The 22,813-nt window shown below is 56.6% G+C and carries 25 protein-coding genes; 18 read left to right on the forward strand and 7 right to left on the reverse strand.

Annotated elements, in window-relative coordinates; translation table 11 throughout:
* Window positions 1-90: 90 nt before the first annotated feature.
* Entirely contained in the window at window positions 91-507 is a 417-nt protein-coding gene (locus ACFFIY_RS05545; protein WP_354197777.1) for a universal stress protein, read from the reverse strand.
* Window positions 508-732: 225 nt separating this feature from the next.
* Here ACFFIY_RS05545 and ACFFIY_RS05550 point away from each other — a divergent pair, with 225 nt between their 5' ends.
* From ACFFIY_RS05550 to ACFFIY_RS05560, 3 genes are read left to right on the forward strand one after another with little or no spacing between them, the layout of a single operon-like run.
* Window positions 733-1,161 carry an ArsR/SmtB family transcription factor gene (locus tag ACFFIY_RS05550; RefSeq protein WP_354197775.1) on the forward strand — a complete coding sequence of 143 codons (429 nt, stop codon included), beginning with the start codon at window positions 733-735 and terminating at the stop codon, window positions 1,159-1,161.
* Window positions 1,151-3,259: a heavy metal translocating P-type ATPase gene (locus ACFFIY_RS05555; protein WP_354197773.1), complete on the forward strand. Its 2,109-nt coding sequence runs from the start codon at window positions 1,151-1,153 to the stop codon at window positions 3,257-3,259. Before ACFFIY_RS05550 ends, ACFFIY_RS05555 begins: the two co-directional genes overlap by 11 nt.
* Window positions 3,260-3,280: 21 nt before the next feature.
* On the forward strand, window positions 3,281-4,396 hold the full coding sequence (locus ACFFIY_RS05560; protein WP_354197771.1) for a GNAT family N-acetyltransferase: 1,116 nt from the start codon (window positions 3,281-3,283) through the stop codon (window positions 4,394-4,396).
* A gap of 33 nt (window positions 4,397-4,429) precedes the next feature.
* On the opposite strand, the gene ACFFIY_RS05565 is transcribed toward ACFFIY_RS05560, so the two are convergent.
* Entirely contained in the window at window positions 4,430-4,597 is a 168-nt protein-coding gene (locus ACFFIY_RS05565; RefSeq protein ID WP_354197769.1) for a lmo0937 family membrane protein, read from the reverse strand.
* 128 nt (window positions 4,598-4,725) lie between these two features.
* Here ACFFIY_RS05565 and mntR point away from each other — a divergent pair, with 128 nt between their 5' ends.
* The 3 genes from mntR (at window position 4,726) to ACFFIY_RS05580 (ending at window position 7,037) form a co-directional block, all read left to right on the forward strand.
* A complete protein-coding gene (gene mntR, locus ACFFIY_RS05570) occupies window positions 4,726-5,163 on the forward strand; it encodes a transcriptional regulator MntR (RefSeq protein ID WP_354197767.1) in 438 nt (145 codons plus the stop codon).
* A 2-nt stretch (window positions 5,164-5,165) separates the two neighbouring features.
* Window positions 5,166-6,035 carry a CvfB family protein gene (locus ACFFIY_RS05575; RefSeq protein WP_354197765.1) on the forward strand — a complete coding sequence of 290 codons (870 nt, stop codon included), beginning with the start codon at window positions 5,166-5,168 and terminating at the stop codon, window positions 6,033-6,035.
* A 90-nt stretch (window positions 6,036-6,125) separates the two neighbouring features.
* A complete protein-coding gene (locus ACFFIY_RS05580) occupies window positions 6,126-7,037 on the forward strand; it encodes a DUF1002 domain-containing protein (RefSeq protein ID WP_354197763.1) in 912 nt (303 codons plus the stop codon).
* A 21-nt stretch (window positions 7,038-7,058) separates the two neighbouring features.
* On the opposite strand, the gene ACFFIY_RS05585 is transcribed toward ACFFIY_RS05580, so the two are convergent.
* Window positions 7,059-7,793: a DUF3784 domain-containing protein gene (locus ACFFIY_RS05585; protein ID WP_354197761.1), complete on the reverse strand. Its 735-nt coding sequence runs from the start codon at window positions 7,791-7,793 to the stop codon at window positions 7,059-7,061.
* A gap of 581 nt (window positions 7,794-8,374) precedes the next feature.
* On the opposite strand from ACFFIY_RS05585, the gene ACFFIY_RS05590 reads away from it, so the two are divergent.
* Complete coding sequence (locus tag ACFFIY_RS05590; protein WP_354197759.1) at window positions 8,375-8,665, forward strand: GNAT family N-acetyltransferase; 291 nt, start codon at window positions 8,375-8,377, stop codon at window positions 8,663-8,665.
* Window positions 8,666-9,014: 349 nt separating this feature from the next.
* The gene (locus tag ACFFIY_RS05595; protein ID WP_354197757.1) at window positions 9,015-9,530 is read left to right on the forward strand and encodes a DUF4064 domain-containing protein; all 516 of its coding nucleotides are present in this window, start codon (window positions 9,015-9,017) and stop codon (window positions 9,528-9,530) included.
* A gap of 32 nt (window positions 9,531-9,562) precedes the next feature.
* Here ACFFIY_RS05595 and ACFFIY_RS05600 read toward each other — a convergent pair whose 3' ends face one another.
* On the reverse strand, window positions 9,563-10,057 hold the full coding sequence (locus ACFFIY_RS05600) for a GNAT family N-acetyltransferase (RefSeq protein ID WP_376837204.1): 495 nt from the start codon (window positions 10,055-10,057) through the stop codon (window positions 9,563-9,565).
* A 119-nt stretch (window positions 10,058-10,176) separates the two neighbouring features.
* Between ACFFIY_RS05600 and ACFFIY_RS05605 the strand changes: the two genes are divergently transcribed.
* The 6 genes from ACFFIY_RS05605 (at window position 10,177) to ACFFIY_RS05630 (ending at window position 14,223) form a co-directional block, all read left to right on the forward strand.
* Window positions 10,177-10,620: a GNAT family N-acetyltransferase gene (locus tag ACFFIY_RS05605; RefSeq protein ID WP_354197753.1), complete on the forward strand. Its 444-nt coding sequence runs from the start codon at window positions 10,177-10,179 to the stop codon at window positions 10,618-10,620.
* Between the two features lie 67 nt (window positions 10,621-10,687).
* Window positions 10,688-11,125: a YbyB family protein gene (locus ACFFIY_RS05610; RefSeq protein WP_354197751.1), complete on the forward strand. Its 438-nt coding sequence runs from the start codon at window positions 10,688-10,690 to the stop codon at window positions 11,123-11,125.
* 147 nt (window positions 11,126-11,272) lie between these two features.
* Window positions 11,273-12,217: a diacylglycerol/lipid kinase family protein gene (locus ACFFIY_RS05615; protein ID WP_354197749.1), complete on the forward strand. Its 945-nt coding sequence runs from the start codon at window positions 11,273-11,275 to the stop codon at window positions 12,215-12,217.
* A gap of 25 nt (window positions 12,218-12,242) precedes the next feature.
* Window positions 12,243-13,022 (forward strand): helix-turn-helix transcriptional regulator, encoded by a 780-nt coding sequence (locus ACFFIY_RS05620; RefSeq protein WP_354197747.1) that lies wholly within the window; start codon window positions 12,243-12,245, stop codon window positions 13,020-13,022.
* Window positions 13,023-13,101: 79 nt separating this feature from the next.
* Window positions 13,102-13,863 carry a membrane protein insertase YidC gene (gene yidC / locus ACFFIY_RS05625; RefSeq protein ID WP_354197745.1) on the forward strand — a complete coding sequence of 254 codons (762 nt, stop codon included), beginning with the start codon at window positions 13,102-13,104 and terminating at the stop codon, window positions 13,861-13,863.
* Window positions 13,864-13,971: 108 nt separating this feature from the next.
* On the forward strand, window positions 13,972-14,223 hold the full coding sequence (locus ACFFIY_RS05630) for a hypothetical protein (RefSeq protein WP_354197743.1): 252 nt from the start codon (window positions 13,972-13,974) through the stop codon (window positions 14,221-14,223).
* 87 nt (window positions 14,224-14,310) lie between these two features.
* Here the strand turns inward: ACFFIY_RS05630 and ACFFIY_RS05635 are convergent, their stop codons facing one another.
* Window positions 14,311-15,462 carry an MFS transporter gene (locus ACFFIY_RS05635; RefSeq protein WP_354197741.1) on the reverse strand — a complete coding sequence of 384 codons (1,152 nt, stop codon included), beginning with the start codon at window positions 15,460-15,462 and terminating at the stop codon, window positions 14,311-14,313.
* A 130-nt stretch (window positions 15,463-15,592) separates the two neighbouring features.
* Between ACFFIY_RS05635 and ACFFIY_RS05640 the strand changes: the two genes are divergently transcribed.
* The gene (locus ACFFIY_RS05640) at window positions 15,593-16,534 is read left to right on the forward strand and encodes a M15 family metallopeptidase (protein WP_354197739.1); all 942 of its coding nucleotides are present in this window, start codon (window positions 15,593-15,595) and stop codon (window positions 16,532-16,534) included.
* 52 nt (window positions 16,535-16,586) lie between these two features.
* On the opposite strand, the gene cls is transcribed toward ACFFIY_RS05640, so the two are convergent.
* Entirely contained in the window at window positions 16,587-18,038 is a 1,452-nt protein-coding gene (cls, locus tag ACFFIY_RS05645; protein WP_354197737.1) for a cardiolipin synthase, read from the reverse strand.
* Window positions 18,039-18,229: 191 nt separating this feature from the next.
* Between cls and ACFFIY_RS05650 the strand changes: the two genes are divergently transcribed.
* Window positions 18,230-19,621, forward strand: a complete 1,392-nt coding sequence (locus ACFFIY_RS05650) for an L-cystine transporter (protein WP_354197735.1) — start codon at window positions 18,230-18,232, stop codon at window positions 19,619-19,621.
* Window positions 19,622-19,789: 168 nt separating this feature from the next.
* On the opposite strand, the gene ACFFIY_RS05655 is transcribed toward ACFFIY_RS05650, so the two are convergent.
* Window positions 19,790-21,046: a helix-turn-helix domain-containing protein gene (locus tag ACFFIY_RS05655; RefSeq protein ID WP_354197733.1), complete on the reverse strand. Its 1,257-nt coding sequence runs from the start codon at window positions 21,044-21,046 to the stop codon at window positions 19,790-19,792.
* Between the two features lie 102 nt (window positions 21,047-21,148).
* Here ACFFIY_RS05655 and ACFFIY_RS05660 point away from each other — a divergent pair, with 102 nt between their 5' ends.
* Both ACFFIY_RS05660 and ACFFIY_RS05665 read left to right on the forward strand, forming a co-directional pair.
* The gene (locus ACFFIY_RS05660) at window positions 21,149-21,343 is read left to right on the forward strand and encodes a hypothetical protein (protein ID WP_354197731.1); all 195 of its coding nucleotides are present in this window, start codon (window positions 21,149-21,151) and stop codon (window positions 21,341-21,343) included.
* Window positions 21,344-21,442: 99 nt separating this feature from the next.
* Entirely contained in the window at window positions 21,443-22,759 is a 1,317-nt protein-coding gene (locus tag ACFFIY_RS05665) for an MFS transporter (RefSeq protein WP_354197729.1), read from the forward strand.
* The last annotated feature ends 54 nt before the right edge of the window (window positions 22,760-22,813 follow it).

The raw sequence follows: 22,813 nt of genomic DNA on the forward strand, positions 1-22,813 counted from the left end.
AGCGGTGATGAATGGACAGGACCCGCCCTCCGCCCTCTGGCAATCGGCCTGTACATCCAAAACGCCCATCCGCACCGGATGGGCGTTTGGTCATTTGACGAGAAGGACGGGGCAGTCGACACGCTTGGCGACTTTGTGGCTGACACTGCCGAGCACCATTTCCTGGAAGGCATTCAGGCCGCGGCTGCCGACAATGAGGATGTCGTAATCTTCGGCGTTGCAGAATTTGACGATGGTCGGTCCGGGTTCGCCGTATTGGATCTTGAGCGCGGGACCCACGCCTTTTTCGCGGAACACTTCGAAGATATGGTCGAGCCGGTCGGTGATTTTCCCTTCGAGTTCATCTTTTGGGACGCTTTCGAACTCCTTTTCACGGGAGCGGTCGTAGTCGACCACGTACAACATGTCTGCAGCGGCGCCCGTCGAGGCGGCAAGATCCGCCGCGTGCTCGGCGGCGCGCTTGGAGTGGTCGGATCCATCCACTGCAACAAGGATTTTTTTATACATCAATCTGTCACTCCTTCGCTCTCCTGCCGGACCGGACAGCGGTTTGCCCGGAGCCGGTTTCTGTCACTCGGTTGGTATCTTCTATATGTTTCTATTCCCTTAGCGCGTCCAAAAAACCTTCCCGATGCACAATATTTGAGGGAAACTCAAATCTCTGTTTGAATGGCCTTGCATTCGGCGAGTTCTCCGAATACAATGAGGTCATACAATCAAATGAACGTTTGAATGAAAGGGGAACAAGTCGTGAATGCGGCAAATGAGCCAAAGGCCGGGAGGAACCCCGGCATTCAGCAACAGGAAGAGATTTGTGATGTTACGTGCATTCATGCGGACACTGTCCCTTTAATCAGGGAGCAGCTTCCGGAGTTCGGAGGAATGTCGGCGATCTTCAAGGCCCTGGCCGACCAGACCCGTCTAAAGATTGCCTATTCCCTTTTGATCGGCGGAAAGCTCTGCGTCTGTGATGTGTCGGCCATCATCGGCTCGTCGACAGCGACGGCGTCCCATCATCTCCGCTATCTGAAGCAGCATGGGCTCGCCAAGTCCGAACGGGAAGGCCGGCTCGTTTATTATTCTTTGCAGGACCATCATGTGCGCGATCTGGTCCGCATCGCACAAGAGCACGCCGAGGAGGATGATACGGATGGGAACTGATCTGAAGCAGGAATATCGGCTGGAAAACCTCAGCTGTGCCAACTGCGCGGCGAAATTCGAGCGGAATGTCAGCTCGCTCAGCACGGTCAGCGGGGCGCAGGTGAATTTCGGCGCGTCGAAGCTGACTGTGATCGGCGGTGCCACGGTGGAAGAGCTTGAAGCAGCGGGCTCATTTGACGGCATCAAGGTCGTGCCGGCGAACAAGCGTCCCGAAATGAAGAAAACGCCGCTTCTCCGGCGAAAGGAAACCGCCGTCACCGGCGTATCACTGATTCTGTTGGCGGCGGGGCTCATTTCCTCCTACACGGCAGGGGAGTCTGCCTGGCTGACGATCGCCTTGTTTTCTGCGTCCATCCTTGCCGGCGGGCTCGGGATGTTCCGGGCCGGCCTGAGGAATCTGGCCCGTCTGGAATTTGAAATGAAAACGCTGATGACGATCGCCGTCATCGGTGCGGCGATCATCGGCGAATGGCGCGAAGCTGCAGTGGTCGTTTTCCTGTTTGCCATCTCGGAGATGCTGGAGGCCTATTCCATGGACAAAGCCCGTCAGTCCATCCGGGGCCTCATGGACCTGGCGCCGCCCGTTGCGGAAGTGATCCGGAACGGCAGCCCCGCCGAAATCCCGACCGAAGAAATCCGGATCGGGGACGTCATGGTGGTGCGTCCGGGCGGGAAGCTGGCCATGGACGGAATCATCATCGAAGGACGCTCATCGGTCAGCGAGGCGGCCATCACCGGAGAGTCGGTCCCGGCGGCGAAAGGGCCTGATGACGAAGTGTTCGCAGGCACTTTGAACGGGGAAGGAGCACTCAAAGTCCGGGTGACGAAGGGGGCGGAGGACACGACGATCGCCAAGATCATCCACCTCGTCGAAGAGGCGCAGGCGGAAAAAGCCCCTTCCCAGAAATTCGTCGACCGCTTTGCCAAATGGTACACGCCGGCAATCATGACGGTGGCCTTCCTGGTCGCCGTACTGCCTCCGCTGCTGGGAGCGGACTGGCACACATGGATCTATCAGGGCCTCGCCGTCCTCGTTGTCGGATGCCCGTGCGCGCTTGTCGTCTCCACGCCGGTCGCCATCGTGACGGCAATAGGAAACGCAGCCCGAAACGGCGTTTTGATCAAGGGTGGCGTCCATCTTGAAGAGCTGGGTCGCATCCGTGCAGTGGCGTTTGATAAGACCGGCACGCTGACGAACGGCGTTCCGGAAGTGACGAACGTCCTTATGGCGGAAGACATGGAGCGGAAGCGGCTCATCGCCCTCGCGGCTGCGGTCGAGTCGCTGTCCCAGCATCCGTTGGCAAATGCGATCCTGAAAGAAGCACGCGGATCAGGAGCCGCCGTGCCGGAAGTGACGGACTTCCGGTCGGTCACCGGAAAAGGGGCCGAAGGAAGAGTGGCGGGAGACCGGGTTGCCGTCGGCAGTGTTGACTGGATCAGTGAGCAGACAGATATTCCGGTTTCATTCCGGCAGGACGCAGAGCGATTGCTCGAAGAGGGCAAGACGGTCATGGCCGTCACTTCCGGCGGGCGGTTTGCCGGACTGATCGCCGCTGCCGATTCGGAAAGGCGCGAGGCTGCCGCAATCGTCGGGAATCTGAAGCGGTCGGGGGTCGGGGCAATCGCGATGCTCACGGGCGATCACCGCAAAACGGCCGAAGCCATCGCCGGCCGGATCGGGATCACGGATGTCCGGGCAGGACTCATGCCGGATGAAAAGCTCAAAGCCATCAAGGAGTTCAACAACTCGCACGGTTCAGCCGCCATGGTGGGAGACGGCATCAACGACGCGCCGGCACTTGCGGCTGCGTCGGTCGGCATCGCGATGGGCGGTGCAGGGACAGACGCGGCGCTTGAGACGGCGGATATCGCCCTTATGGCGGATGATCTGGAAAAATTGCCGTATACGATACGGCTCAGTCGAAAAACATTGCGCATCATCAAAGAAAACATTATGTTTGCATTAGGACTGAAAATTGCTGCGCTGCTCCTGCTCATTCCGGGGTGGCTCACGCTCTGGATCGCGATCTTCGCGGATATGGGGGCGACGCTGCTCGTCGTGCTGAACTCCCTCCGGCTGATCAGGATCCGGGGGTAGCGCACTGCGGAGGGACTTCGGATGAAACTGACAGAATGGACGATGCAGGAACAGGAAGAGCTCATCCACTTCATGACGGAAAACAGCTGGCCGTACCACGGCATTCCGCACCCGGCGCGGGAGATGATCGAAAAGGCGATCGGAGAGGGCGGCTATGAATCGGATGAAGTGAAGACGTTCTGGGTAGAGACGGACGGAGGAGAGAAAGTCGGGATCGTCAAGCTGTATGACATGCAGGATGAAATTCCGATGTTCGATCTGAGAATCGCGGACCGGGCGCGCGGGCACGGCTACGGCCGGCGGGCGCTGCGGCTCATCTGCGACTTTGTCTTCAGCATGCCGGACAAGAAAATCCGGCTTGAAGGGCACACCCGCCAGGACAACGCGCCGATGCGCAAGACGTTCGAGCGGGCGGGATTTGTAAAGGAAGCCCATCTCCGCAAGGCGTGGTATTCGCCGAAGGAGGAGTCGTACTATGACGCCGTCACCTACGGGATGACGCGCGAAGACTTCCTGAGCGGAACAACGACGCCTGTGGAGTGGAACGACCGGGAGAACAGCCTGGAAGAACCCGCACAGGTGTCCGGCCCTCCGGTATTTCCGGATGAATTTCGCTCGGAACGCCTGGTCATCCGTGCGCCGCGGCTGGATGACGCTGCGGACGTATGCGATGCGCTGACCCATTCCCATGCAGAACTGAAGGAATGGCTGCCGTTCGCCAAGGAAGCGCCCACGCTTGAGGCGACGGAGGAAAGCCTTCGCCAGGCGGTCGCGGACTTCGTTACACGAAAAGACCTCCGGCTGCATCTGTACCGGATCGAGGACGGCGCCTTTATCGGCTCGTCCGGATTGCACCGGATCGACTGGGAAGTGCCGAAGTTTGAGATCGGCTACTGGATCGACAGCCGTTTCGCCGGCCAGGGTTATATGACCGAGGCGGCTGCGCGGATCACCGAGTTCGCTTTCGAGTCGCTCAGAGCGCGCCGCGTTGAAATCCGCTGCGATTCACTCAACCTGAAAAGCCGCGCGATTCCGGAACGGCTCGGCTTTGAGCTAGAAGGGACGCTCCGCAATGATGCCCGTTCGGTGTCGGGTGACGGTGTGCGCGATACGTGCATTTACGCTAAGATTAAATAAAAAGGGATGCCGCGCTGTGCGGCATCCCTTTCTTCAGGCGGATCTTCGGCCCGTGAACAGTGAAATGATAAACAGTACGGCCGCGACAACCAGCAGGATGTGGATTAATCCGCCTGCGACCTTGAAGATGAGCCCGAGCACCCAGAATACGATGAGCGCGAGGATGATGAACCATAGTATTTTGCCCATATTGATTTTCACCCGCTTTCCTTCAAGACGTTAATAAAAGATAATGGCCTTTGCTTGGAAAATACCCGACTGTGACGCTCCTTAAACCGCCGCCTTCCTCGTGCTATAATGGACGGACAGGATAGGAAAGGGCTGATGGCATGGCGACGCCGAGCATGGAAGACTATATCGAACAGATCTGGCTGAAGTCGGGCGGCCGCGGGGAGGCCAGAGTTTCCGACATCGCCGAGGCGCTGGAAGTCCTGCCTTCTTCGGTGACGAAGATGGCCCGAAAGCTGGACCGGGAAGGCTATTTAGTTTATGAACGGTATAAAGGGTTAATATTAACGGAAAAAGGCGAAGCATTCGGCCGGAAGCTGGTCCGCCGCCACGAACTGCTTGAACGGTTTCTCCGCATCATCGGCGTGGATGAGCAATATGTCTACGGCGATGTCGAAGGGATTGAGCACCACCTGAGCTGGAATGCAATCGACCGGATCACCGAACTGGTCGAGACGCTGGAGGAACATCCGGAAGTGCTCGGGCGGATGGCCGGCGGACAAACGGAAGACAAAACGGGAATTGAAAAGGAGAGATGAGGATGGCGAAGGCAGAATCCGGCCGGATCATCGAAGCGGCTGCAGAGCGCAGGGAAGGCTCCCGCTGGGTGTTGTCGTGCGGGGAAGAGGAAATTTTCATGAATGATTCGGAAGCGCCGGAAGGACTGGAGGAAGGGGACAGGCTGAAAGTCTTTATCCATCCGGACCGGCGCGGCAATCTGACCGCCACTTCCCGGCTCCCCCGCATGGAAATCGGCTCCTACGGATGGGCGGAGGTGATCGACACGGACGGCCGTGACGGCATCCGGACGGATATCGGAACATCGGTCGAAGTGATCGTCAATCCCGCGGACATGCCGAAGCTGCGCGAGCTGTGGCCAAAGCCGGGAGACTGCCTGTACATGACGCTCCGCACCGACAAGGGCGGCAATCTGTTCGGCCGGCTCGTCACCGAAGAGCGGATCATGGACGAATTCGTCGACGCCCCGTCTTCGATTTTCAATAAAAACCTGAAAGCCCGTCCTTACCGGCTGCTGCCGGTCGGCGCGTTCATGCTGACGGAGCCGGAGAAATACCGGATATTCGTCCACCATTCGGAGATGAAATTCGAGCCCCGGCTCGGCCAGGAACTGGAAGTGCGGGTCATCGGCGTCCGCGACGACGCCTCTCTGAACGGATCGCTCCTGCCGAGGAAGGAAGAGCGGATCGGAGACGATGCCGAAACAGTGCTTCGCTATTTGAACAGTGCCGGAGGGAAAATGCCGTTCTGGGACAAGTCCACGCCGGAAGAGATCGAGGAAATGTTCGGCATGAGCAAGGCCTCGTTCAAGCGGGCGCTCGGCAAGCTCATGAAAGGCCGGCGCATCGAGCAGAAGGACGGCTGGACTTATTTGAAAGAAGAACAAGCCTGAACGGGCTCTGCTGATTGAAAGTGAAACTTTTCGAGTGCTCTGCCCGTTTATATGGGTAGGGCACTTTGAGTTGAAGGGGGAAGAATGAGGATGAAACGAAAAATTAAATGGGCACTGCCGGCGGCGCTGGCGCTGATGGCTTCGCTGATCCTGCCGCCTGCTGCCTCGGCCGACACGCCGGTCGATGAGCGTCTCGGCGTGCCGATCGTCGTATACGGGGCAAACCTGTCGGATGCAGAAAAAGCGAGCGTCAAAGAGAGCCTCGATGTTGACGACGAGGCGGAAATGGAAGAAATCACCGTCTCCGGAGAAGATCTCGGCAAATACATCAAAGACTCCAATCCGCGGGCGCGGATGTATTCGTCTGCGAAAATCACCGTGACCGATGCGGGCAGCGGACTGGTCATCCAGATCGTCACGCCGGATAACATCACGCAGGTCACGTCCGACATGTATGCGAATGCGATGCTGACCGCCGGCATCGAAGACGCGAACGTCGATGTCGCGTCGCCGAAGCCGGTCTCCGGCCACTCGGCGCTTGCGGGGATCTACAAAGCGTATGAAGCAAGCGGCGGAGAGCTCGATACCGAGCGCACCGACGTCGCCAATGACGAACTGTCCGTCGCCACGGACCTGACCGAAAAGTCGGGCGTCGAGGAGCAGAAAGTGAATGAACTGCTCACCAATCTGAAACAGCAGATCGCCGACCAGAAGCCGGCCACGAAAGAAGACGTCGAGCGGATCGTCAAGGAACAGCTCGACAAGCTGCAAATCGAACTGAAGCCCGAAGACCGCCAGCTCCTCATCGACCTGATGGACCGCATCCGCCAGCTTGATATCGACTTCGGCAAATGGTCCGACAAGCTCAGCCAATTTGGCCAGGAACTGAACGACAAATACGGCGACAAAATAAAAGAGACACTGAAAGACGAAGGATTTTGGCAAAGCGTGAAGGATTTCTTCAACAAACTGATCGACACCGTCAAATCCTGGTTCAGCTGACGAAAAAAACGGATGTCCGGCTTAATCGGCCGGGGCATCCGTTTTTTCATCGATCTTTTTTTTCCACTGTTGTGTTTGGGCATTGCTTGCTCCCGTGAGGAAAACGGGTCCGTCGGTTGTCTTGATCAGCAGGACAGGCTGTTTTCTCATGTCGACAAAAAGAAGGGCGGACCCATACTCTTTCGTCTTGAACCAACCTTTTGCAAATGAAGAAAAGCCGAAGCCGTTCTCCTTGTAGGAAACATCCGGCATGCGTTCAAGCAGTTCGGAGGACTGGATGTCTTGGTAGGAGATTTCCTCCCCGTACATCCCCGAAATGTCGAGGGAATCCGGCCCGAATGTGACGGCAACCGGACGGCTTCCCGTCAGGAGCAGGACGGAGACCCCGCCGATGACGAGAACGGCCATGACGGAGGAAGTGATGAACGCCCGCTTCCGCTTTTGGGGAATTTCCTTTCGCGACAGCAAGATGAGTCCGCCGAACAAACCGAGGAACAGGAAGGCCATCTGGATTTCAAATGAGTGGGAGAACCCGAAAAACGAAAGGATTTGAATGACGGCCAGGCCGGCGGCAAGAAAGAAAAACAGCCTGCCGACACCCTGCGGATAGCCGTTTCGGATCAGCTCCTCCTGTTCCGCGTCCGCCCTCGTGGCAAAGCCGGAAATCAAGAAATACGCCTTTTTTTTCAAGATGGCATACGCAAACAGGGCAAACATGACAATGAGCACGATCTGAGTCCAAAAAATAAGTGACATGGGCTGCATCCTTTCTGCCTGAGGGGTCTGAAGACCAGTTTAATCCAGAGCATCCGGTTTGCAAAGGGTCCCGCCAGCAGATAGACTGAAAAAAGGAAAACCTTTGCAGGAAGCCGGGGCCACGTGGAAAGGCCGGGTGAGTGGGAGATCGGAGTAAGGGATGGGATATCGGAGTAAGGGACCGGATTTCGGAGTAAGGAACCGGATTTCGGAGTAAGCGACCTGATTTCGGAGTAAGGGACCGAATCTCGGAGTAAGTGACTGAATTTCGGAGTAAGCGACCGGATTTCGGAGTAAGCGACCTGATTTCGGAGTAAGGAACCGGATTTCGGAGTAAGGGACTTGATTTCGGAGTAAGGAACCGGATTTCGGAGTAAGCGACCTGATTTCGGAGTAAGGGACCGAAAATCGGAGTAAGGAACCGGATATCGGATTAAGGTCCCGACTTCCGATGCCCCGCAGCACCACTCCCCGCTCCCTCACTCTGCTCCCGCACCCCTAAAGGCCATTGCGCCGCTCGGCCTCTCCCGCACACCCCCGCAACTGCAAAGGTTGAAATGATGCGAAAGGGGCACACCAAAATGGAATTCCAACTGCAGGAACTGGGCAATGATGCGTATGCGTTCATTCATGAATCGGATGAAGGGAAGCAGGATGCGGAAATCACGTGGACGATGATGGGGGACGTCATGGTCATGGACCATACATTCGTTCATCCGTCGCTCAGGGGAGGCGGCGTTGCGAAGCAACTGCTGGACCGGGCCGCCGAGCATGCTCGTGAGCACGGCTACAAAATGGAAGCGGTCTGTTCGTATGTTGTGACGGCGTTCAAACGCTACCCGGACTACGATGATGTGAAAGTCCAGGGATAAAATCCAGAACAAAATCAAAAAAGCAATCCGGTCCTCATCAGGGTCGGATTGCTTTTTATGTACCTAAATCCAGAATGTCAGCCATGTCGTCCTCCTCAGAATGTAAGCAACAGCAAGATGGCGGTGAGCACCGATGAACCGGCAATGGCATACATGGCATCTGCGTTGTTAAAGATCAATTTTTTCTCCATTCTTCTCTCTCCCGTCTCTTTGGTTATACTTGGAGAATACCCGGGCAAATGTTTGCATAAACCTTCCAGCGTCCAAAAAATCTGTCCTTTCGGATGAAACCATATGCTAAGATAGCCGTATGATGAAGGAGAACAAAAGAAAAAGAGGTGTTTCATCCATGCAATATGAACAGACCGCATATGGGCGACCATTCAAGCGGACGGGAGAAATGGTTCTTGGCATCATCGGCATCGTCTTCAATGTCCTGGGGATCATCGGGGTGTTCCTCCTGAACGGCTTCACGAAAATGATTTCGTCGGACCCTGCATTCCGCGAAGAATTCGAGGCGGAAATCTGGAATGACCCGACACTCAGCCAATCCGAGGCGCAAAGCATCATCGACATCATGTACTCGGTCATCGACTGGATGGTCGGCTTCGGCTGGTTTTTCATCGTCGCGCTCATCATCAGCACGATCCTGGGCGTCTTCGCGGTTGTTAATCTGAAAAAGAACTCGAAACTTGCAGGCATTCTGTTCCTCGTCGCCGGATTCCTTGCCGGGATCCTGACGCTCACATCGATCCTGCTTTACATCGCCGGTATCATGTGCCTCGTCCGCAAACCGCCCGTCGCACCGCAGGAACCGTCGTCTTACTCCGATGATGATTTTGGAGAGCCGATGCGCCCGCTTTGATTTCAAGAAAAAAATGAAAAAACACCGGCTGCTCAGACGAGCGCCGGTGTTTTCAGATAGTGAACATATTGTGCGGTGAGCGTCGGATAGCCTTCGAACAGTTCTTCGAATTCATCCAGCAGTTCAAATCCGCAACCTTCAAAAAATGAGCAGGCTTCGCTGTCCGGGCCTTCCACGTAGGCGAACAGCCGGAGCCCTCCTTCGAGCCGGCTGATCCCGGCCTCGATCAGCCGGTGGCCGTAGCCGAGTCCTTCAACTTGCGGGAGGAGGTGGAAAGCCGTCAGTTCTGCGTCTCCATCCTCATCTACTCGCGTGATGTTGGCGAATCCGATGGGCATGCCTTCATGTTCCGCGATGAGCATCGTCGTCTTTTCCATCCGCTTCATCAGCATCGGGGCCGAATAGTCGCGGTTCAGCGACTGCTCGAGTGCCTGGGCGGGCAATAGTCCTTCATACGCTCGGCGCCGGCTGATTTCCGCAATCTGCCGGACAGTATTGATATCATTCGGTGTCATCAAACGGATCATGGCTTCCCCCACCTCTTTTTTATTTCATCTAGCATAACAAATAAATCGCACTTCAACTATATGTTATGGAATAATGTAATCAAATTGAAATGAAAGAGGGGGATTCCATGGAATGGGAAATGAAACGATTCGAAGAATTGACGACCGACGAGCTTTACGAGCTGCTCCGCCTCCGGGTGGATGTGTTCATCGTCGAGCAACGGTGCATCTACGGGGAGATCGACGGACATGACCGCCAGGCGCTTCATCTGATCGGGACGGATGGGGGAGAAATCGCCGCCTACTGCAGAATCCTGCCGCCGGGTGAGCGGTATGACGAGCCGTCAATCGGCCGCGTGATCGTCAAGACGGCCTGGCGGGGGAACGGCCATGCGCGCGGACTTGTGGAGCGGGCGAAGGACATCATCCGCGGAGAATGGGGGGCCGTGCCGGTCCGGCTGCAGGCTCAGCACCATCTGGAACCGTTCTATGGATCTTGCGGATTCGAATCCATCTCGGAGCCTTACGATGACGAAGGCGTCCCGCATATCGATATGAGAATGCAGGTTTCTGAAAGCTTGTGAACGGGTATACTCGACTATGGATAAATAATTGACCTGACAAAGAGCAAAATATGGAGGATGATGGAGAATGGCGAACAAAAACCGCAATCTGTTGCTGGCCGGGCTTGCAGCCGGTGCCTATGCATACTTCAGCAAAAAGGAAAACCGAGATAAAGCGATGGTGGCATTCAATAACTTGAAGACGAAAGTGGACTCGTTCGTCGAAAGCCAGCAGCTGAACAGGAGCGACGACACGAAAGCCGGCTATTCCGATCCATATGACCTTCAGGACAACGACATGGTGGCGGAAGGCGCGCAGACGAGCGTCCATTACTACAACCAGGAAGTGCAGGACGACAAAAAACTGGCGCCGGACGAGGATGGACTCTATCATAAGAAAGAGACCGGCAAGCCGGCCGGCCAACAACAGGCCAAACTGGGCGGCACCGACCAAAACCAAGAGCATAAACAGGAAAACACTGATACCGTCACGGATGAGAATCGGATTAACACCGAGAATCTGTAAATCCGTTCCAGACAGCCGTCTATCCGGCGCCGGATAGACGGCCTCTTTGCGTCTTTGCATTCAACGGGGAATTCGGGTGCGGTCAGGTGAGATTCTCCGCCCGAAGGGTATAGAAGGATACGAACGAGCAGGAAATGGAGTGGCGACATGTCGGAAAAACGGCAACGGCAGGCGGTTTTGATCATGAACCCGTCATCGGGCAAGGAAAAAGCAGAAGAGATCCGGAAATCTGCAGAAGCAGCAATCGCCGGCGCCGGCTATTCGGTCACGACCCGGCTGACGGAAAAAGCGGGAGATGCGGAGCGGTTTGCCCGGGAGGGGACACGGGACGGGGCAGATCTCGTCATTGCGGCAGGCGGTGACGGAACGGTGAATGAAGCGGTCAACGGCATCGCGGGTCTTCCGGAGCGGCCCCTCTTTGCACTGCTTCCGCTTGGAACGGTGAATGACTTTGCACGCGCGCTCGGCATTCCGCTGGATGTTGGAGAAGCAATTCAAGCGCTGCCGGATCTTGTGCCCAAACCGGCGGATATCGGAATGGCGGCCGGCAGGTATTTCATGAACATCATTGCCATCGGCGCGCTCGCGGAAGGCGTGGCCGGCGTACCGGTTGAACAGAAATCTGCATTCGGACCGCTGGCCTATATCGCGCATGGTGCCAAGGCTCTGTTTTCAGCAGAAGGCAACGAGTTGCAGCTGTGGCATGATCACGGAAGCTGGTCCGGTGAAGCCTCTCTTCTCCTTCTCGCGCTGACCAACTCAACGGGCGGATTTGAACGGATGAATCCGGAGGCGGAAACGGACGACGGACTGTTGCATGTGACGGTGATCAAAAACACGAAACTGCCGAATCTCGTCCGGATGTCTGCAGCGCTGCTTCTTGGAAAACTTCAGGAGGCGGGGGCCGTCGAAACATTCCGGACAAAGCGTCTGCGCGTGGAATCGGATCGACCGCTCGTCTGCAACATCGACGGAGATGAGTGCGGCGTCACGCCTCTGGAAGTTTCTGTTCTTCCCGGCCATCTCCGCGTTCTGGTACCCGCGGAAGAGGGCGGGGGCGGTGAGCCGGACGAACGGATCCCCAATGCATGATAGAGAAAGCGGGTGAAACAGGATGATGAACCCAGGGTTGCAGGATATGACCAAGGCGTTTTTGGACGACTTTGAAGTGATGAGGGCCTATGACAGAAGCGAGGACTTCTACCGGCTGGAAAAAGAACTGCTTTCGTGCATCGGAGAAGGGAAAAGGGCGGAAGCGAAGGAGCGTCTCAATAAGATCGTGGAGATGATCTGCGAAATCGCCGGCGAAGAACGGGCGGACCGTGACGTTTCTTTTTACTACATTATCATTTCTGCGCTTGTTGCCCGGATTCTCCTCAAGCCGAAATTCACTGTTGAGCGGACTGTGGCTTTCAATATTACGTGCATGAGGATCGTCGAGCGGAAATTTGACACGGACGCCATCCAGGACCTGACGAATGATATGGTCGAGTTTTTCATACATGTTCTCCAGGGGCGCAAAAACCCGGATTTGCCCCACCCGGTCGTCAATGAGCTGATCGAATACATCGACGCCTCCATCGAAGCCAATCTGACGGTGGCCCGGCTGGCAGAGCATTTCAACATCAGCACGAGCCATCTTTCCCGGATTTTCAGGGAACACACCGGCCTGACGCTCATTGACTACATCAACATGAGAAAGATCGAGGAATCGCAGTATTTCCTTCGCAACACCGACTTGAAGATTTCGACGATCGCCGAGCAATTCAGTTTTTGCAATCAAAGCTATTTCACGCGCACCTTCAAAAAATACACCGGCATGACGCCGAAACAGTTCAGGGAGCGCAAGGAGATCGACTACTTTTCCTTCGCGCTGCCGGCCGGGGGGGGGGCCTGAGCGCCTGCCCGCAATTGAAATGCCTGTGAGGGTTGATGTATACTACTCTATAGCCTGAAAAAAGATGTAGGTGAATTGATTGAATAAACGCATAGGGTTGATCATCACCCTCGTGGCGACGGCGACACTCCTCGGCGGCTGCTCGAGCGTGCAGAACAAGGAAGGCACGTTCTACAGTTTGTTTGTCCGTCCGATGGAATGGGCGCTCGAGTCGCTCGGTGAGGCGTTCAACGGAAACTACGGGCTCGCCATCATTGTCATCACGGTCATCATCCGCCTCGTCCTCATGCCGCTCATGCTGAAGAACTACAAAAGCCAGCAGGCGATGAAGGTCAAGATGGATGCGCTCAAGCCGGAGATGGACGAGATCCAGAAGAAGATCAAGGCTGCGAAAGACAAAGACGAGCAGATGAAGCTGCAGCAGGAAATGATGGGTCTTTACCAGAAACACGGAGTCAATCCGCTCAATATGGGCTGTCTGCCTGTACTGATCCAGATGCCGATCATCATGGGCCTCTACTTCTCGATCCGCTACTCCGCGGACGTGCAGGCTCACCAGTTCCTCTGGTTCAGCCTCGGTGCCCCGGACATCATCATGGCATTCATCGCGGGAGCCGTGTACCTGTTCCAGGCGCGTGTTTCGCTTTGGACGATGCCTGAACAGCAACAGAAGCAGATGAAAATGTTCATTTACATGTCACCGATCATGATCACGTTCATTTCCTTTACCGCGATGTCGGCACTTCCGCTTTACTGGGCGGTCAGCGGGGCCCTCCTCGTCATCCAGACGTACATCGGGCGCAAGTTCTACTACCAGCATCCTGAAAAAGCGGTGGAATGATCTCTTTGAATACAGGATCACAAGTGATTTAATCGGATAAAGGCAAACGGAAGCGACCCGGGTCCTGCCGTTTGCCTCTTTTTATCAATTTGCCAAAGGGGGAGCCGCATGTCAAAGGGGAAACGGTGGGTGCTCGGCGGACTGATCGCCGTCGTGGGTGTCCTGACAATCGTCTTCATCATCCGGCAGGCGATGTACGGCGCCGCGCTTTCGCTGTCGCTGCTGTTCGTGCTCACGAACACGGCCCGGGCATCGGGCTTCCGCGAACGCGGGATGTTCCGCGAAGCCAGGTGGATGAACTTGCTTGCCGGCTTTTTCGGACTCCTGTTTGTCGTATTGCTCGCAATGATGTGGTTTTGAGGTGAATCAAAAAAGGCAAGGACCGGCGGAAATATCCGCAGTCCTTGCCTTTTGGCTTGACCTGCAACATCGGGGCGGCCTGCCCCGTCAGTAAGAGAACCGCTTGCGTGTTGCCAGCACGAGCAGGCCGGCGGGAATGGTGCACATCGCCATTCCGAGGAACGAGAGGTTCGGCGACACGCCGTACAGGGCCCCGCCGAGCAGCGTGAGGAATGCGGTGCTGAGGCTCATCCCGAGGGCAGCGTACAGACCTTGCGCGGAAGCAAGCAGTCCGCGCGGCAACTTTTCGGATATGTACCGGATGAATGCATAATGTGCGATGCCGAAAGACACGGCGTGCAGCACCTGGGTGAGCGTGAACATCCACACGGCCGGGACGAGTGCGATGAGCAGCCAGCGGGCCGTGGAACCGGCTGCGGCAATCAGGAACATGTTGGAGGACTTCATCGAACCGAACCATTTGTCCGCCTGTGCGAAAAACACGATCTCCGCGATGACGGCGACGTTCAGGATCACCCCGATTGCAAAGCTTGCCACCCCGAGGTCCTCCAGGTAAATGAACCCGTAATTATAATACGAGGCATGCGCGCTCTGCAAAAGGATGGAGATGCCGAGCACGGTGACGAACCCCCGCATGCCGAGCAGCTGCCGGAATGCATTGCCCCGCCTCCCTTCGCCGGACTCTGCCGCGCGGGCGCTCAGCACGGCGGGCGGTCCCGCGAGTTGGGCAACGTAGAACACGGCAAGCCCGGCAAACATCGTCCACAGGATGGCTGAATTGCCAAACCAGGCGTTTAGGCCGCCGATGACGAGCAGGGCGACCGTGTAACCGAGCGAACCGAAGGCGCGGCTGCGGCCATAGTTGATCCGTTCGGACTGGATAAGCACCGAGGCGCCGGACTCCATCGCCGGCAGGAGATTCGGATAAACGAGGTTGAACGCGAGTGTCACGGCAAACAACGCCTCAAGCGAATGTGCCGGTATGTAAAAGAGGCCGATCAAGAGAGACAGGAGAATGGAGATCCTCATCAGTTTCGTGAGGGGCAGGCGGTGGGCCGCGGCAGGGAAGAGAAACAGCGTCGACAGGGCACGGGCAATCATCCCGGCGCCCATGACGAGGCTGGCCTCAAAAACGCTCAGCCCCTTGACCGACGTCAGCCAGCCGGTCCAGTACGGCAGAAAGATGCCCCAGGTGAAGAAGTAAGCAAAGAAGTTCAGAGAAAGCCATCGTGCATTCATCGGGTCCATCCTCCGCGTTGAAAAATAGTCATATGAAAATAGAATAGCACACCGGAAGAACGTACGGAACAAGGCCTGGATGTGGTACGATAAAGAAATGGAAAATAAGGAAAGAAGGTAGCCGCTAACGATGCGCAGAATCGATACACGCAACAAGAAAACACACAAAAGCAAAGGATGGGTTCCCGCCGCTTCGGTCGCCGTTCTCCTTTTCGGCGGAGGAGCGGCCTGGACGGGCGCCCACGGCTGGGACCTGAAAGAGAGCGCGGCTTCGCTGAGGGGTGCACTAGGCGGCGAAACCCCGACGGATGCAGGTTCCGGCGGTCAGAAAGGGACAGAAGAAAATTCGGCTCCCGATTCCGCAGGCCAGCCGACCGGCGACGGTCCCGATCAGCCTGCGGACGGCGTCGTGACACAGCCCGCAGGGGGAACTTCCGAAAAAGGCGGGGACCCTGCATCGTCCGCCGATGATCCGCTTGCCGGGATTGCGGAGTATGACGACAACCGCCCGCTCCCGTCCGAACCGACTTATATCGACGGCGTGCTGCTTGCCAATAAAAAATACCCGCTCCCGGCAGATTTCGCACCCGGGGTGGATCCCGAGGCTCAGGAAGCATTTGACGAAATGGCCGCCGCCGCACGGCTTGACGGCTTTGAACTGGCCCCGTTCAGCACATTCCGCACATTTGAGCGGCAAAAGGAACTGTATGACCAGTATGTGGCGCGCGACGGCGTGGAAGCGGCGGACCGGTACAGCGCGCGTCCCGGTTACTCGGAGCACCAGACCGGCCTGACGTTCGACATCGGCGAAGTGAACCAGGAACAGCACTGGGCCCGCGATTCATTCGGAGACACGGAAGCCGGGAAATGGCTGTTCGCCAACGCGCACAGGTTCGGCTTCATTCTCCGCTATCCGGAAGGCAAGGAGGACATCACCGGCTACATGCACGAGTCGTGGCACTACCGCTACGTCGGCAAGGAAATCGCGGCGAAGATCCATTCCAGCGGACTCACGCTCGAAGAGTACCTGCTCGGTTCCGGGAAGGGTGCGCCTTCAGATCCGGATAAGTGAATAAACAAAAATGCCCGGAAGGCCGTCTGGCTTTCCGGGCATTTTCGTCTGTTCACAGGATCGGCGAGACGAGCCGTGACAGGGATTCTTTCAGCTTAATGGCCGTCGATCGGGAATGATAGGCCTCCGAGGTCAGTTCCGTGCAGAGCCGCATGTCCTGTTCAAACAGTTCGGCGAGTTCGTGTGATTCTTCACGGTCATAGATGAAGGCATTCACTTCAAAGTTCAGCTTGAAACTCCGCACGTCGATGTTCGCCGTGCCGACCGTCGACAGTTCATCATCGACGACGATCATTTTCGCGTGGATGAACCCGTTTTCGTAAATGTACACTTTCGCTCCGGCCCTGAGAAGCGAGCCGACATTGGAGTAAGTTGCCCAGTAGACAAACATGTGGTCGGGCTTGTTCGGGATCATGATCCGGACATCGATGCCCGACAGGCAGGCGATCCGGAGTGAATCGAGAAAGCTGGCATCCGGGATGAAATAAGGCGTCTGGATGTAAATGTACTTTTTCGCGAGATTGATCATTTTCAGATAGCCGTCTTTGATCTGCTCCCAGTCGGCGTCGGGTCCGCTTGAGACAATCTGGATGCCGACCTCGCCTTTCCTCGGGATGGCGGGGAAGTACCGGTCCGCGTATTCGATATCATGAGTGGTGGATGCCTGGTTCCAGTCCAGGATGAACCGGGTCTGGAGCGGATGAAGCGCACTGCCTTCGATCCGCAGGTGCGTGTCCCGCCAGTAGCCGAACTTCTTTTTCAGCCCAAGGTATTCATCGCCGACATTGAATCCGCCGATATAGCCGATCCGCCCGTCGACGATGGCGATTTTGCGGTGGTTCCGGTAGTTCATCCGCGGGTTGATGAGCGGAAGGATGGCCGGGAAGAACGCCTCCACTTCGCCGCCGGCTTCCACCAGTTCCCGGAAATGCCGCTTCCTGAGGCCGCGGGAGCCCATGTCATCGTAGAGGACACGGACTTTCACGCCTTGCTTCGCTTTTTTCACGAGTACATCGAAGATCCGCCTGCCGAGATTGTCCAGCCGGAAGATGTAGTACTGGATGTGGATGTGATCCTTTGCCTGCTCGAGATCCGCAATCAGCGATTCGAACTTCGCCGTCCCGTCATTGAAAATCTCCACATCGTTGTCCTGTGTGAGAAGGGCATGATTGTTTCGCAGATGAAGGTAAATCATATCTTTATAGTGGGCCGTGTCGTCAAGGTTAAATTCAAACGTCCCGTCTTCGATCGCCTCGATCTGATAGTCGACGAGCTTCTCAATCCCGATCCGGTTGCGCCCCTCCCAGCGGAACATATGCCGTTTGCGGAGCTGCCTTCCGAACAGGAGATAAATGAAGAACCCGAAAACCGGAATGAAGAAGAGGACCATGAGCCACGCCCAGGTGGATGTTGCATCCCGCCGCTCCAGGAAGATCAGCGCGACGGCGAGGAATATGTTCAATATGAAAATGGCAACCGTCATGATTGTGATCGCCTGTGTCATGGCAAAACCCTCCACCGGTGCTTTTTTCTATAACCCATAGTATACCGAACGGCAACGGAAAAGACGAACGGGGAATTAAGGCAATTAAACCTACTTGACTTATAGGTTATATAACATTAAAATTTCGTTATGCCGTCAAGAGGTGTTGTGTCTGCACGGACGGCAATGAATCCAACGATGGGAGAATGAACATGAATATATGGTGGGTCCTCCTCAATGTGGCCGTCCTGGCCGCTCTCGTCGGCGTCCTGTTTTTCATGGACCGCCGGCATGTTTCTTTTTCCAAGCGCGTGTTCACGGGCCTGGGGCTCGGCATCGCGTTTGGCATCGCCCTGCATCTCATCTACGGGGCGGAGTCCGAAACTCTCGGCCGCTCTGTGGAATGGTTTAATATCATCGGATCCGGCTACATCCGGTTCCTTCAGATGATCGTCATGCCACTCGTCTTCATTTCCATCCTTGCCGCGTTCACGAAAGTGACGGCAGGAAAGAATTTCGGCAAGACGGCGGCGCTCGTCCTCGGCATGTTGATCGCCACCACCGCGATTGCCGCGACCATCGGCATCTTGTCGGCGGCGGGGTTTGGCCTCGATGCATCCGACATCGTCCAAGGCTCCGCGGAATCCGAACGCGGCCTGTCGCTTGAACAGCAGTCGGCCGACGTGGCGGACCGCACGCTGCCGCAGCAGATCACCGAACTGATTCCGTCCAATCCGTTTCTCGACCTGACGGGTGCGCGGCCGACCTCGACGATCGGTGTTGTCATCTTTGCCGCATTCCTCGGCGTGGCCTACATGGGCATTGCCCGAAAAGAGCCGGAAACCGCAGCGGTTGTGAAAAAGGGGATTGATGCAATCTATGCCCTGATCATGCGTGTGGTGAAACTGATCCTCCGCCTGACGCCATACGGGATCCTCGCGATCATGGCCCGCACGGTCGCCACGTCCGATTTCGGGGCGATTCTGAATCTCGGGAAGTTTGTCCTGGCGTCCTATGCCGCCTTGATCGTCATGTTCCTGATTCACCTGGCGATCATCGCGATGAATGGCCTCAACCCGGTCACCTATGTGAAGAAAACAGCGGAGACCCTGCTGTTCGCTTTTTCTTCCCGCTCCAGCGCGGGCGCTCTGCCGCTCAACATCAAAACCCAGACGGACCGTCTCGGCGTGCCCGATGCCACCGCGAACTTTGCGGGTTCATTCGGGTTGTCGATCGGACAGAACGGCTGTGCCGGCGTGTACCCGGCGATGCTCGCCGTCATGATCGCCCCGTCCGTCGGCATCAATCCGCTTGAGCCCGGTTTCATCGCAACGCTGATCCTCATCACGGCACTCAGCTCATTCGGCGTCGCGGGCGTCGGAGGCGGGGCGACATTCGCCGCCATCCTCGTCCTGTCGGCGATGAACCTGCCGGTCGCACTTGCCGGCGTGCTCATCTCCGTCGAACCGCTCATCGATATGGGGCGGACGGCGCTCAACGTCAGCGGCTCGATGACCGCAAGCGTCACCGCCGCGAGCGTCAGCGGCGAACTCGACCGGCACGTCTTCAACGAGTCGGCCGACAGCCAGCCGATCGACGCGTAAAACCTTTTCAGGCGGGAGCGACCCATTCGCACCCAATTGCGTCTCACTCGCGCGGAAAAGCGACACACTCGCGGGTCAAAGCGTCTCACTCGCGACTCATTGCGTCTCGCTCGACAAAAAGACTGCCCAACAAGCCGTTATCCAACGGACTTGCACGGGCAGTCTTTTTCAGTTTCCTCCGGTCATCCGGTCGTACACTTGCCGGATCCGCTTTTTGTACGGCGTCTCGATGAGCGGAGAGATCTGTTCATGCGCCCGGCGGATGACTTCCTCCGCTTCTTCGCTTTTTCCGCTGGCTTCAAGCGACTCGGCCAGAAAAGCCTCTCCTTCAAAAAAGATCGACAAGTCGATCGGGTGATGGATGAACTCTCTTGGCACCTGAACCTGACGCAGCTGTCCGATCGCTTCCTCGTGCCTGCCGAGGCCGGACAGCGCCTTTCCGGCCTCCATCTTCAAATACGGAGAGTGGAGAAGGTTCTCGGGATCGCCGCCTTCCTCCGTCACTTTCTGTTCCACTTCCCGAACCAGCTCCAGCGCCTCTGCATACTGATGGTCATAGGATGTCAGTTCGTGGATATCCAGGAACTTCAAAAAGCCCCCGGTCTCCTCGTCTTCGGCAAAAGTGCTGTATTGTTCCAGTTTGAGCCGGTAGTGGGCATAGTTTTCCCGGTTGCCGGTCATGAGGGCATGGATGGCGGCCAGCCGGTACCAGTCGCTCATCCGGTAGTACAGTCCCTTCTCCCGTGAAAAAACGAGCGCCGCGTCCATGACCCGGAGTGCTTCCTCATCCTGGCCGACGGCATAGTGGAGCGCGGCTTCCAGGTAATCAAAATCGAGCTTCGTCATCGGCTCGATGAATGTCCCCCGTGACTCGAGCGCCCGCCGCTCGCTCAGCAGGACGGCGAGCGAATCCGCGTATCGGTGGCGGGTGTACAGCATCTGCGCCCTGAACATGCCGATATCGGCACGGCGCGCGGTAATGTTCAGGCTGTCATAAATGGCCGCCGCCCGCTCCAGTGCCCCCTCCCAGCCCTCCAACTCGAGAAAGTGGAGCGCATACGCATAAAGCTGCAGAATCCGCGCCGACTCATAGCTGTCTCCGAGACGCTCTGCATAAGGGGAGAGGAGGTCCACAATCCGCTGCTGCGATTCGGCTTTTTTCTGGTCGTATACTTTCACCTTCGCCAACTCTTCCGCCTTCTCCAGTACTTCCCGGAGTTCATGGGCACTCACTTCCTCCAGCAGTTCGGAAGGGGAGACACCGAGTCGTTCCGCTATGTAGGAAAGGCTCTCCATTGAGGGCTTGGCTTTGTTGTTTTCGATCAGGGACAGCATGCCTTTTGACATCCGCTCACCCGCAATGTTGTCCAATGTCAGTTTCCGTTCTTTTCGGATCGAGCGGATCCGTTCACCCAGTGTCGGCAAATCACTCACTCCTTCTGTTTAATTATATTAAACTTTAGCTTGCGTGTGAAGTGATACCGTGTTATGATTTGTTTAATCAAATTAAACAAGGAGTGTGAAAACATGATGGATGCACAAAAGTTGTTCCGGGCCACGTTCAACCTATGGGCGCTTGCAGCCAGAAAGCTGGCTCCCGAGACTCAGAAGGAAAACTTGCCCGGCCGGACAAAAACTGATTTCCCCGCCAGAGAACCGGCGGAGTTCCCCCAGGACAATCGGCGGGACGCTGAATCGCTCAAACCCCGGCGCTGGCTGTAAACTTATTTTTTTGGCCAAAGAGTTTAATTAAATTTAACTTTCTCTTGTGATTGGGTTCGCCGGATGGTATGATTTGTTCAAGTAAATTAAACAAGGAGTGTGGCTAAATTGGATCAGGCGGTAAAACTGCGCCGGGCGACCTGGCACCTGTGGACATTCACGGCCAGCAAGCTCATTTCGTCATTCGGAGCTCAAGTTTATACATTTGCCATCAGTTTCTATATTCTCCAGCTCACCGGGTCGGCGGCCAGTTTTGCAATGAACCTGATCTGCAGCATTCTGCCGAGGACACTTGCCGCTCCGTTTGCCGGCTACGCCGCCGACCGCTGGCCCCGCAAGCCGATCGTCATCGGTGCGCAAGTATTGACGGTCGCCGCGCTCGGCGGGCTGCTCGGCGTCAGCCTTCTCGCCGGCCTGTCGCTTCCGGCCATCTATGCCACGACCGTCGTTCTTTCACTTGCGTCGACATTCTCTGGCGTGACCTTCTCTTCCGCGGTGACTTCTCTTGTCGACGAAGAACGGATCCAGAAGGCGATGTCGCTCAACCAGATGTCCATGTCGATTGCGGCGATCGGTGCGCCCGCAGCGGGAGGCCTCCTCTACGGAACCGTGCCGATGAACCTGTTCCTTCTCCTCTATATGGCGGCCTCGCTCATCGCGCTTCTGCTTGAGTCAACGATGAACTTCCGGCTGTTCAACCGGAAGGCGGAAGCGGGGGGCCAAGAAGAAGAGGCCGCCAAGGAACCGTTGCTCCGGAGCATGAGGTCGGGCCTGGCCTACTTGAAGACACAGCCGGTCATCATGGCGGTCATCTGGATCGCATTGATCGTCAACTTCCTGTTCGGTGCTTTTCAGGTCGGGTATTCATTCATCCTGATCGAGAAGCTGAAGATCGCCCCCGAGCATTTCGGTTTGACCGAAGGGGCGCTCGCGGTCGGCATGCTCATCATGAGCATCTGGCTGAGCGTCAGGAAAGAAGTGAAACGCCCGCTTGTCGTCGCCAAGCGGGGAATCATCGTGATGGCCTTCACGATGGGCGGCGTCGCCTTGCCGCTGTTCATCGGCCTCCCTTATGTTGCCATGGTGATCTTCTTCGGCGCGCTCATGCTCGTCTCCGGCCTTTCATCGGGTATCGTGAACACGCCGATCATGGTCATGATGCAAAAGCAGGTTGATGATGACTTCAAAGGTCGGGTGTTCGCCGTCCTGGAAACGATGGCGATGGCACTGATGCCGCTCGGCACCGTCTTATACGGCTTCCTGTACGACCTTTTCCCGGCGGAATGGATCCTCCTCTCCTCCACGATTGCGCTCATCGGGGCCGTCCTCTGGCTGGCACGTCCGTCGGTCATCCGAAGAGCCCATCCGGAACGAACTGCCCCGCAGACCGGAGCTGCAGCGCCGGTCGCCCAATAACCTGAAACGGACAGGAATCCCGCGCGGGTTCCTGTCCATTTTTATGCATGGAGC

The sequence above is a fragment of the Bhargavaea ullalensis genome (assembly GCF_042432615.1).
GTDB lineage: Bacteria > Bacillota > Bacilli > Bacillales_A > Planococcaceae > Bhargavaea > Bhargavaea ullalensis.

Bases quoted from the DNA above. Each gene is read 5' to 3' on its own strand.
- ACFFIY_RS05610 (WP_354197751.1), top strand. From the start codon at position 10,688: ATGGCGAACAAAAACCGCAATCTGTTGCTGGCCGGGCTTGCAGCCGGT.
- ACFFIY_RS05620 (WP_354197747.1), top strand. From the start codon at position 12,243: ATGAACCCAGGGTTGCAGGATATGACCAAGGCGTTTTTGGACGACTTT.
- cls (WP_354197737.1), bottom strand. From the start codon at position 18,038: ATGACACAGGCGATCACAATCATGACGGTTGCCATTTTCATATTGAAC.
- ACFFIY_RS05555 (WP_354197773.1), top strand. From the start codon at position 1,151: ATGGGAACTGATCTGAAGCAGGAATATCGGCTGGAAAACCTCAGCTGT.
- ACFFIY_RS05585 (WP_354197761.1), bottom strand. From the start codon at position 7,793: ATGTCACTTATTTTTTGGACTCAGATCGTGCTCATTGTCATGTTTGCC.
- ACFFIY_RS05630 (WP_354197743.1), top strand. From the start codon at position 13,972: ATGTCAAAGGGGAAACGGTGGGTGCTCGGCGGACTGATCGCCGTCGTG.
- ACFFIY_RS05640 (WP_354197739.1), top strand. From the start codon at position 15,593: ATGCGCAGAATCGATACACGCAACAAGAAAACACACAAAAGCAAAGGA.
- ACFFIY_RS05635 (WP_354197741.1), bottom strand. From the start codon at position 15,462: ATGAATGCACGATGGCTTTCTCTGAACTTCTTTGCTTACTTCTTCACC.
- ACFFIY_RS05650 (WP_354197735.1), top strand. From the start codon at position 18,230: ATGAATATATGGTGGGTCCTCCTCAATGTGGCCGTCCTGGCCGCTCTC.
- mntR (WP_354197767.1), top strand. From the start codon at position 4,726: ATGGCGACGCCGAGCATGGAAGACTATATCGAACAGATCTGGCTGAAG.
- ACFFIY_RS05615 (WP_354197749.1), top strand. From the start codon at position 11,273: ATGTCGGAAAAACGGCAACGGCAGGCGGTTTTGATCATGAACCCGTCA.
- ACFFIY_RS05580 (WP_354197763.1), top strand. From the start codon at position 6,126: ATGAAACGAAAAATTAAATGGGCACTGCCGGCGGCGCTGGCGCTGATG.
- ACFFIY_RS05660 (WP_354197731.1), top strand. From the start codon at position 21,149: ATGATGGATGCACAAAAGTTGTTCCGGGCCACGTTCAACCTATGGGCG.
- ACFFIY_RS05595 (WP_354197757.1), top strand. From the start codon at position 9,015: ATGCAATATGAACAGACCGCATATGGGCGACCATTCAAGCGGACGGGA.
- ACFFIY_RS05600 (WP_376837204.1), bottom strand. From the start codon at position 10,057: ATGATCCGTTTGATGACACCGAATGATATCAATACTGTCCGGCAGATT.
- ACFFIY_RS05605 (WP_354197753.1), top strand. From the start codon at position 10,177: ATGAAACGATTCGAAGAATTGACGACCGACGAGCTTTACGAGCTGCTC.
- ACFFIY_RS05545 (WP_354197777.1), bottom strand. From the start codon at position 507: ATGTATAAAAAAATCCTTGTTGCAGTGGATGGATCCGACCACTCCAAG.
- ACFFIY_RS05560 (WP_354197771.1), top strand. From the start codon at position 3,281: ATGAAACTGACAGAATGGACGATGCAGGAACAGGAAGAGCTCATCCAC.
- ACFFIY_RS05590 (WP_354197759.1), top strand. From the start codon at position 8,375: ATGGAATTCCAACTGCAGGAACTGGGCAATGATGCGTATGCGTTCATT.
- ACFFIY_RS05575 (WP_354197765.1), top strand. From the start codon at position 5,166: ATGGCGAAGGCAGAATCCGGCCGGATCATCGAAGCGGCTGCAGAGCGC.
- ACFFIY_RS05550 (WP_354197775.1), top strand. From the start codon at position 733: ATGAAAGGGGAACAAGTCGTGAATGCGGCAAATGAGCCAAAGGCCGGG.